Raw genomic sequence first — 8,921 nt, 5'->3', positions numbered from 1 at the left:
GCATGATCGTCGAGACCGGTCACTTCGCCCTCGCGCTCGCGCTGGCGATCTCCCTCGTCCAGATGGTGATGCCGATCTGGGCGGCACGTTCGGGCGATCCGGCCCTGCGCCAGACCGCTTCGCAGGCGGCGCTCGGCGCCTTCGCCTGCGTGTTGTTCGCCTTCGCGGCGCTCACCTGGGCGCACGTCACCTCCGATTTCTCGGTCCAGAACGTCGTCGAGAATTCGCACACGCAGAAGCCGCTGATCTACAAGCTGTCCGGCGTCTGGGGGAACCACGAGGGCTCGATGCTCCTCTGGGTGCTGATCCTCACGCTGTTCGGCGCCTGCGTGGCCGCCGCCAAGAACGCGGTGCCGCCGCGGCTGCGGGCCAACACCCTGGGCGTGCAGGGGCTGATCACCTTCGTGTTCGTGCTGTTCATCATCACGACCTCGAACCCGTTCACCCGCGTGATCCCGGCGCCGCTCGAGGGCAACGACCTCAACCCGCTGCTGCAGGATCCCGGCCTCGCGATCCATCCGCCGCTCCTCTATGTCGGCTATGTCGGCTTCTCGATCAGCTTCGCCTTCGCGGTGGCCGCGCTGATCGACGGACGGATCGACGCCGTCTGGGCGCGGGCGGTGCGACCCTGGACGCTGACCGCGTGGTGCTTCCTGACCCTCGGAATCGCGATGGGCTCCTATTGGGCCTATTACGAACTCGGCTGGGGCGGCTGGTGGTTCTGGGATCCGGTCGAGAACGCCTCGCTGATGCCGTGGATCGCCGGCACGGCGCTGCTCCACTCCACGGTGGTGATGGAGAAGCGCGACGCCCTGAAGGTCTGGACGGTGCTGCTCGCCATCCTGACCTTCTCGCTCTCGCTGATCGGCACCTTCCTGGTCCGCTCCGGGGTCATCACCTCGGTGCATTCCTTCGCCACCGACCCGACCCGCGGCGTCTTCATCCTGGCGATCCTGGTGCTGTTCATCGGCGGCTCGCTGACGCTGTTCGCGTGGCGCGCGCCGCTGCTCCGGCAGGGCGGTCTGTTCGCGCCGATCTCCCGCGAGGGCTCGCTCGTCCTCAACAACCTCTTCCTGGTGGCGGCCTGCGCCACCGTCCTGGTCGGCACCCTCTACCCGCTGGTGCTGGAGATGCTGACCGGCGAGAAGATCACGGTCGGGCCGCCCTTCTTCAATTCCACCTTCGTGCCGCTCGCGATCCCGCTGCTGCTGATCGTGCCCGTGGGGCAGGCACTGGCCTGGAAGCGCGGCGACGTGCTCGCCGCCGCCCAGCGCCTCTTCGCCGCGCTGGCGGTGGCCCTGGTCGTCGGCTTCGTGGTCCTGGCCCTCACCTGGGGCGGCCCGGTCCTGGCGCCGGTGGGGATCGGCCTCGGCGCCTATCTGCTGATCGGCTCCGTTCTGGAGATCGTCACCCGCGCCCGGGGCTACGGGGCGAGCCGGGCCCGCTCGCTCGGCCAGATCGGGCGCCGCGCCGTCGGCCTGCCGCGCTCGGCCTGGGGCACCGCCATCGCCCATGCCGGGGTCGGCGTGGTGGTGCTGGGCATCGCCGCGCAGGGCTGGGCCACCGAGGGCTTGGCGACCCTCAAGCCCGGCCAGACTCTGGCGACGGGGCCCTACACGGCCACCCTGGACCGGGTCGCGCCGCGCAAGGGACCGAACTACGAGGAGGCCGCCGCCTACCTGACGATCCGCACCCGGGCCGGCGACGAGGTCGGCCAGGTCGAGACCGGCAAGCGCTTCTACCCGAGCCGCAAGATGGCGGTGACGGAGTCCGGGCTGCTGACGATCGGCGCCAGCCAGGTCTATGCGAGCCTCGGCGAGATCGGGCAGGACGGTGGCGTCGGCCTGCGCCTCTACTACAAGCCGCTGGTCCTGCTGATCTGGCTCGGGGCGGTGGTGATGGCGGTCGGCGGCGGCCTGTCGCTGACGGACCGGCGGATGCGCGTGGGCGTCCCCGCCAAGGCGAAGGCGCGGCCGCTCCCCGTCGCGGTGCCGGCCGAATGATGGCGCGCCGCTCCCTCCGACCGGCCCTGGCGGCGCTGGCCCTGCTGGCGTCGCTTCCCGCCCACGCGGTCCAGCCCGACGAGGTGCTGAAGGATCCCACCCTGGAGCACCGCGCCCGGGAGATCTCGGCCGAGCTGCGCTGTCTCGTCTGCCAGAACCAGTCGATCGACGATTCCGACGCGCCGCTCGCCAAGGACCTGCGCCTGATCGTGCGCGAGCGGCTGCAGAAGGGGGACAGCGACAAGGCGGTGCTCGACTACGTCGTGGCGCGCTACGGCGAGTTCGTGCTGCTGCGCCCGGTCTTCGCGCTGCACACCCTGCTGCTCTGGCTGACCCCGGTTCTGGCGGTGCTGCTGGGCGGCTTCGGCCTGTGGCGCCTCGCCCGCCGCCGGCCGCCCGCACCGGTCCGGACTCTGTCGGCCGCCGAGCAGGCGGAGGTCGCGGCGCTGCTGCGACGCGATTAGAATTGGGGGCGGTAGCGATTCGCCCGCCCCATTCGGCACGAGTCTTGGATCGGGCTTCGCAGACCGCATGATCGGCGACGCGCCCCGGGGCAGGACGATGACGGCCGCTACGCTCACCATCTCGAGCCGCAATTATTCCTCGTGGTCGCTGCGGGGCTGGCTGATCTGCCGAATGGCCGGTCTCGACTTCCAGACCGAGGTCCTGTCCGGCACGGATGCCACCAGCCGGGCGGAGCTGCTGCACCTGTCGCCGTCGTTCCTGGTGCCGCGCCTGCGCCACGGCGACGTGGTCGTCTGGGACACCCTGGCCATCGCCGAATACCTCGCCGAGACTTTTCCCGCGGCCGGTTTCCTTCCCGGCAACGCGGCGGAGCGCGCCCATTGCCGGTCCATTTCAGGCGAGATGCATTCCGGCTTCGTCAATCTCCGCTCGGCCCTGCCGATGAACCTGCGTGCCTTCCACCCTGACTTCCGGGTGTTCAACGGCGCGAAGGCCGACATCGAGCGTATCGTGACGATCTTCGACGATTGCCTGGATCGCTACGAGGGGCCGTACCTGTTCGGAGCGCGACCGTGCCTGGCGGACGCCATGTATGCCCCGGTCTGCACCCGCTTCCGCACCTACGACGTCGCCCTGCCGCCCCGCGCCGCCGCCTACCGCGACACGATCCTGCACTGGCCGCTGATGGTGGAATGGGCGGAAGCCGCTGCCGACGAGCCGGACGAGATCGAAGAACTGGAGATGGAGTTCTGACGAGCCGCCTGCTTGGCCTCCGGCCTGCGCAGGTCGTCCCTGCGAGCGGGGCGCGCAGGCAACCCGGATGCCCTCCCTCGGTCGCTCCCTGTCGCCGCCGGACGAAGGCGACCCACGCACCCTACGATCCAGGGTGACGGGACACGGGCCAGTGTCGCGGAGGTGCATGGCTCGCGCTGCTCGGAAAGGCAGAGGCGGACGATCGAGCCGATTCACCGTGTGGATGCAATTTATTGCAGGGCACAAATTCATGTTGCGCCGCACGCAGATGTGGTCCGTCACCGCTCCGATTCAAAAAATGAATTTCTGACAAAGAATTAGCCGGAGTCGGCCGGGGCGCGGTCGGCCGGGTTACAGCTCGACAAACGTCCTTTGTCGAGCGACCGGACTGCGCGATTGAAGCCAACCGGCATTTCTGTTCCTCTTCGCATTAGAACAGGAACAGACTGGGCTGGAAACCATGGCGCGTCACGAGCCCTGGAGCGCGGAGCGCGCATCCGGGATCATCGCCGAACACACCCATCTCGAAGGGGCCACGCTGCCGATCCTGCACGCGCTGCAGGAGACGTTCGGCTACGTGGATTCCGGCGCCGTGCCGCTGATCGCGGACGCGCTGAACCTGTCGCGCGCCGAGGTGCACGGCTGCATCACCTTCTACCACGATTTCCGCGCCCACCCCGCCGGCCGCCACGAGGTGAAGCTGTGCCGTGCCGAGGCCTGCCAGGCCATGGGCTCCGACAAGCTCCATCGCGAGATCCTCGGCCGCCTCGGCTGCGGCTGGCACGAGACCACCGCCGACGGCAGCGCCACGGTGGAGCCGGTCTACTGCCTCGGCCTCTGCGCCAACGGTCCCGCCGCGCTCGTGGACGGTGAGCCCGTCGCGCACCTGACCGCCGACGCCCTCGAAGCTGCCCTGACGGAGGTGCGCCAGTGAGCGTGACCCTCTACATTCCCCGCGATGCCGTCGCCCTCGGCCTCGGCGCCAACAAGGTCGCCCGCGCGCTGTTCGCCGGCGCCGAACGCCGCGGTCTCGATGTCACCATCGTGCGCACCGGTTCCCGCGGCCTGTTCTGGCTGGAGCCGATGGTCGAGGTCGGCACGCCCGAGGGGCGCGTCGCCTACGGCCCGGTCAAGCTGGCGGATATCGACGCCCTTCTGGATGCCGGCCTCGCCACCGGCGGTGACCATCCCCTGCGCCTCGGTGATCCTGAAAAAATCCCCTACCTCGCCCGGCAGCAGCGGCTGACCTTCCACCGCTGCGGCGTGATCGATCCGGTCTCCGTGGACGATTACCGGGCCCATGGCGGCTATCGCGGCCTCGAGGCCGCGCTGAAGCTCGATGCCGAGGGCATCGTCGCGGCGGTGCGCGATTCCGGCCTGCGCGGCCGGGGTGGTGCCGGCTTCCCGGCCGGCATCAAGTGGAACACCGTGATGCTCGCCAAGGCGGACCAGAAGTATGTGGTCTGCAACGCCGACGAGGGCGATTCCGGCACCTTCGCCGACCGGATGATGATGGAGGGCGACCCCTTCAACCTCATCGAGGGCATGACCATCGCGGCCGTCGCGACCGGTGCCACCCGCGGTTACATCTACCTGCGCTCCGAGTACCCGCAGGCGTTTGCCACCCTCAAGGAGGCCATCGCCAACGGCGTGACCGCCGGCGTGCTCGGCGAGAACATCCTGGGCTCGGGCAAGACCTTCCACCTGGAAGTGCGCCTCGGCGCCGGTGCCTATATCTGCGGTGAGGAGACCTCGCTGCTGGAGAGCCTCGAGGGCAAGCGCGGCATCGTCCGCGCCAAGCCGCCGATCCCGGCGCTGAAGGGCTTCCTCGGCAAGCCGACGCTGGTCAACAACGTCATGACCTTCACGGCCGTGCCGTGGATCCTGGAGAACGGCGCCAAGGCCTACGCCGATTACGGCATGGGCCGCTCGCTCGGCACCCTGCCGATCCAGCTTGCCGGCAACATCAAGCACGGCGGCCTGATCGAGATGGCCTTCGGCATCACCCTCCGGCAGGTGATCGAGGATTTCGGCGGCGGCACCCGTTCGGGTCGGCCGGTCCGGGCCGTGCAGGTCGGCGGACCGCTCGGGGCCTACTTCCCCGACCATCTCCTCGACACGCCCCTCGACTACGAGGCGATGGCGGCCAAGAAGGGTCTCGTCGGCCACGGCGGGATCGTGGTGTTCGACGACACCGTCGACATGGCGGCCCAGGCCCGCTTCGCCTTCGAGTTCTGCGCCACCGAGTCCTGCGGCAAGTGCACCCCCTGCCGCATCGGCGCCACCCGCGGCGTCGAGACCATGGACAAGGTCATCGCCGGCATCCGGCCGGATGCGAATCTCAAGCTGGTCGAGGACCTCTGCGAGGTCATGACCGACGGGTCGCTCTGCGCCATGGGCGGGCTCACCCCGATGCCCGTCATGAGCGCGATCACCCATTTCCCCGAGGATTTCAGGCGCGCCGGCGATCTGCCGGCCGCGGCCGAGTAAGGAGGCGTCGATGGGCCTGATCAAGGAGATCGACTACGGCACGCCGATCCGCGTGGCGGAGCAGACCGTCACGCTGACGATCGACGGCATGTCTGTGACGGTGCCGGCGGGCACCTCGGTGATGGCGGCGGCGATGCATGCCGGGACGCAGATCCCGAAGCTCTGCGCCACCGATAGCCTGGAGCCGTTCGGCTCCTGCCGCCTCTGCCTCGTGGAGATCGAGGGCCGGCGCGGCACCCCGGCCTCCTGCACGACCCCGGCCGAGAACGGCATGGTCGTCCACACGCAGAACGAGAAGCTCGCCAAGCTCCGCAAGGGCGTGATGGAGCTCTACATCTCCGATCACCCGCTGGACTGCCTGACCTGCGCGGCCAACGGCGATTGCGAGCTGCAGACGCAGGCCGGCGTCGTCGGCCTGCGGGACGTCCGCTATGGCTATGACGGCGACAACCACGTCAAGCCGAGCGCCGAGAAGTATCTGCCGAAGGACGAGTCGAACCCGTACTTCACCTACGACCCGTCGAAGTGCATCGTCTGCAACCGCTGCGTGCGCGCCTGCGAAGAGGTGCAGGGCACCTTCGCGCTGACCATCGCGGGCCGCGGCTTCGACAGCCGCGTGGCCGCCGGCCCGACCAACTTCTTCGAGTCGGAATGCGTCTCCTGCGGCGCCTGCGTGCAGGCCTGCCCGACCGCGACCCTTCAGGAGAAGTCGATCCACGAGTACGGCCAGCCCGAGCACGCCGAGGTGACGACCTGCGCCTATTGCGGCGTCGGCTGCTCGTTCAAGGCCGAGATGCAGGGCGAGCGCGTCGTCCGCATGGTCCCCTACAAGGGCGGCAAGGCCAATGAGGGCCATAGCTGCGTGAAGGGCCGCTTCGCCTACGGCTACGCCACCCACAAGGACCGCATCACCAAGCCGATGATCCGTGAGAAGATCACGGATCCGTGGCGCGAGGTCTCCTGGGAGGAGGCCATCGACCGGGCCGCGAGCGAGTTCAAGCGGATCCAGGCCAAGTACGGCAAGGATTCGGTCGGCGGCATCACCTCGTCGCGCTGCACCAACGAGGAAGCCTACCTCGTCCAGAAGCTCGTGCGCGCCGCCTTCGGCAACAACAACGTCGATACCTGCGCCCGCGTCTGCCACTCGCCGACCGGCTACGGTCTGATGTCGACGCTCGGCACCTCGGCCGGCACACAGGACTTCAAGTCGGTGGAGCATTCCGACGTGATCCTGGTGATCGGCGCCAACCCCACCGACGGCCATCCGGTCTTCGGCTCGCGGATGAAGAAGCGCCTGCGCCAGGGCGCCAAGCTGATCGTCGCCGATCCGCGCAAGATCGACCTCGTGAAGTCGCCCCACATCAAGGCCGATTATCACCTGCCGCTGAAGCCCGGCTCCAACGTCGCCTTCATCAACTCGCTGGCGCACGTGATCGTCACCGAGGGGCTGATCGACGAAGCCTATGTCCGCGAGCGCTGCGACCTCGCCGAGTTCGAGTCCTGGGCCCGGTTCATCGCCGATGAGCGGCACTCCCCGGAGAGCCAGCAGCCCTTCACCGGTCTCGACCCGGCGGAAGTCCGCGGGGCGGCCCGGCTCTACGCCAAGGGCGGTGCGGCCGGCATCTACTACGGTCTGGGCGTCACCGAGCACAGCCAGGGCTCGACCATGGTGATGGGCATGGCCAACATCGCCATGGCCACCGGCAACATCGGCAAGCTCGGCGCCGGCGTGAATCCGCTGCGCGGCCAGAACAACGTGCAGGGCTCCTGCGACATGGGCTCGTTCCCGCACGAGCTCACCGGCTACCGCCACGTCTCGGACGACGCCACCCGCGAGAGCTTCGAGGCCCTCTGGGGCGCCAAGCTCGACAACGCGCCGGGCCTGCGCATCACCAACATGCTCGACGAGGCCGTCGAGGGCTCGTTCAAGGGCATGTACATCCAGGGCGAGGACATCGCGCAGTCCGACCCGGACACGCACCACGTCACCTCGGGCCTGATGGCGATGGAGTGCATCGTCGTCCAGGATCTGTTCCTGAACGAGACCGCCAAATACGCCCACGTCTTCCTGCCGGGTGCCTCGTTCCTGGAGAAGGACGGCACCTTCACCAACGCCGAGCGCCGCATCTCGCGGGTCCGCAAGGTGATGGCCCCGATGGGCGGCTATGGCGACTGGGAGGGCACCGTGCTGCTCTCCAACGCGCTGGGCTACAAGATGGAGTACAGCCACCCGTCCGAGATCATGGATGAGATCGCCTCGCTCACCCCGAGCTTCACCGGCGTGTCCTACGCCAAGCTCGACGAGCTCGGCTCGGTGCAGTGGCCCTGCAACGAGAAGGCGCCGCTCGGCACGCCGATGATGCACGTGGACCGGTTCGTCCGCGGCAAGGGTCGGTTCATGATCACCGAGTTCGTGGCCACCGAGGAGCGCACGGGGGCGAAGTTCCCGCTGATCCTCACCACGGGCCGGATCCTGTCCCAGTACAATGTCGGCGCGCAGACCCGGCGCACCGAGAACTCGCGCTGGCACGAGGAGGACGTGCTGGAGATCCACCCGTTCGACGCGGAGCTGCGCGGCATCGTCGACGGCGATCTCGTCGCTCTGGAGAGCCGCTCGGGCGACATCGCCCTCAAGGCCAAGATCTCCGAGCGGATGCAGCCGGGCGTGGTCTACACGACCTTCCACCACGCCAAGACCGGCGCCAACGTCATCACCACCGACTACTCGGACTGGGCGACCAACTGCCCCGAGTACAAGGTGACGGCGGTGCAGGTCCGGCGGACCAACCGGCCCTCCGACTGGCAGGCGAAGTTCTACGAGGAGGACTTCTCCCTGACCCGGATCGCCAATTCCCAGGGCACTGCGCTCGACGCGGCGGAGTAAGAGTATCCGATGAGTGCCGTGACGCAGGCGGACAAGCTCGTCCGCATGGCCAACCAGATCGCCACCTTCTTCCGGTCCTACCCGGAGGAGGAGGCGGTCGCTGGGGTCCAGAAGCACATCAAGGCGTTCTGGACGCCCAAGATGATCGCGCATCTCGAGGCCGCCCTCCCGGAGCAGGGCGACCGGGTCGACAGCTACGTGCGGCGGGCGTTGCAGGGCGAGGAGCCGGCGGCCGACAGCCCGGTGCGGCCCGCGACCCGGGATCCGCAGCTCGCGGGCGCGGGCGCCAGCGACGCGGGCTGACCGATCGGCACAGGTCGGAAGCT

Annotated in this window: 7 protein-coding genes; all 7 read left to right on the top strand. The window is 68.7% G+C overall.

The window, feature by feature from the left end; genetic code table 11:
• Positions 1–2: 2 nt before the first annotated feature.
• Positions 3–2,003 carry a heme lyase CcmF/NrfE family subunit gene (locus tag GGQ91_RS02575; RefSeq protein ID WP_043760138.1) on the top strand — a complete coding sequence of 667 codons (2,001 nt, stop codon included), beginning with the start codon at positions 3–5 and terminating at the stop codon, positions 2,001–2,003.
• The gene (locus GGQ91_RS02570; RefSeq protein ID WP_043388082.1) at positions 2,003–2,467 is read left to right on the top strand and encodes a cytochrome c-type biogenesis protein; all 465 of its coding nucleotides are present in this window, start codon (positions 2,003–2,005) and stop codon (positions 2,465–2,467) included. The genes GGQ91_RS02575 and GGQ91_RS02570 overlap by 1 nt, the downstream gene beginning before the upstream one ends.
• Before the next feature lie 97 nt (positions 2,468–2,564).
• A complete protein-coding gene (locus GGQ91_RS02565; protein WP_053609266.1) occupies positions 2,565–3,221 on the top strand; it encodes a glutathione S-transferase family protein in 657 nt (218 codons plus the stop codon).
• 460 nt (positions 3,222–3,681) lie between these two features.
• Positions 3,682–4,155, top strand: coding sequence for a formate dehydrogenase subunit gamma (locus GGQ91_RS02560; RefSeq protein WP_010684574.1), 474 nt, complete (start codon positions 3,682–3,684; stop codon positions 4,153–4,155).
• Complete coding sequence (locus GGQ91_RS02555; RefSeq protein ID WP_043760140.1) at positions 4,152–5,711, top strand: formate dehydrogenase beta subunit; 1,560 nt, start codon at positions 4,152–4,154, stop codon at positions 5,709–5,711. Before GGQ91_RS02560 ends, GGQ91_RS02555 begins: the two co-directional genes overlap by 4 nt.
• Before the next feature lie 10 nt (positions 5,712–5,721).
• The gene (fdhF, locus tag GGQ91_RS02550) at positions 5,722–8,595 is read left to right on the top strand and encodes a formate dehydrogenase subunit alpha (protein ID WP_043349489.1); all 2,874 of its coding nucleotides are present in this window, start codon (positions 5,722–5,724) and stop codon (positions 8,593–8,595) included.
• A gap of 9 nt (positions 8,596–8,604) precedes the next feature.
• Positions 8,605–8,898: a formate dehydrogenase subunit delta gene (locus tag GGQ91_RS02545; RefSeq protein ID WP_043349488.1), complete on the top strand. Its 294-nt coding sequence runs from the start codon at positions 8,605–8,607 to the stop codon at positions 8,896–8,898.
• Positions 8,899–8,921: the final 23 nt, after the last annotated feature.

Origin of the sequence: Methylobacterium fujisawaense, from assembly GCF_014138435.1 — a bacterium.
GTDB classification, from domain to species: domain Bacteria; phylum Pseudomonadota; class Alphaproteobacteria; order Rhizobiales; family Beijerinckiaceae; genus Methylobacterium; species Methylobacterium fujisawaense.
Note: the sequence above shows the minus strand (reverse complement) of the source record. Positions and strands in the feature narration are given on the sequence as shown.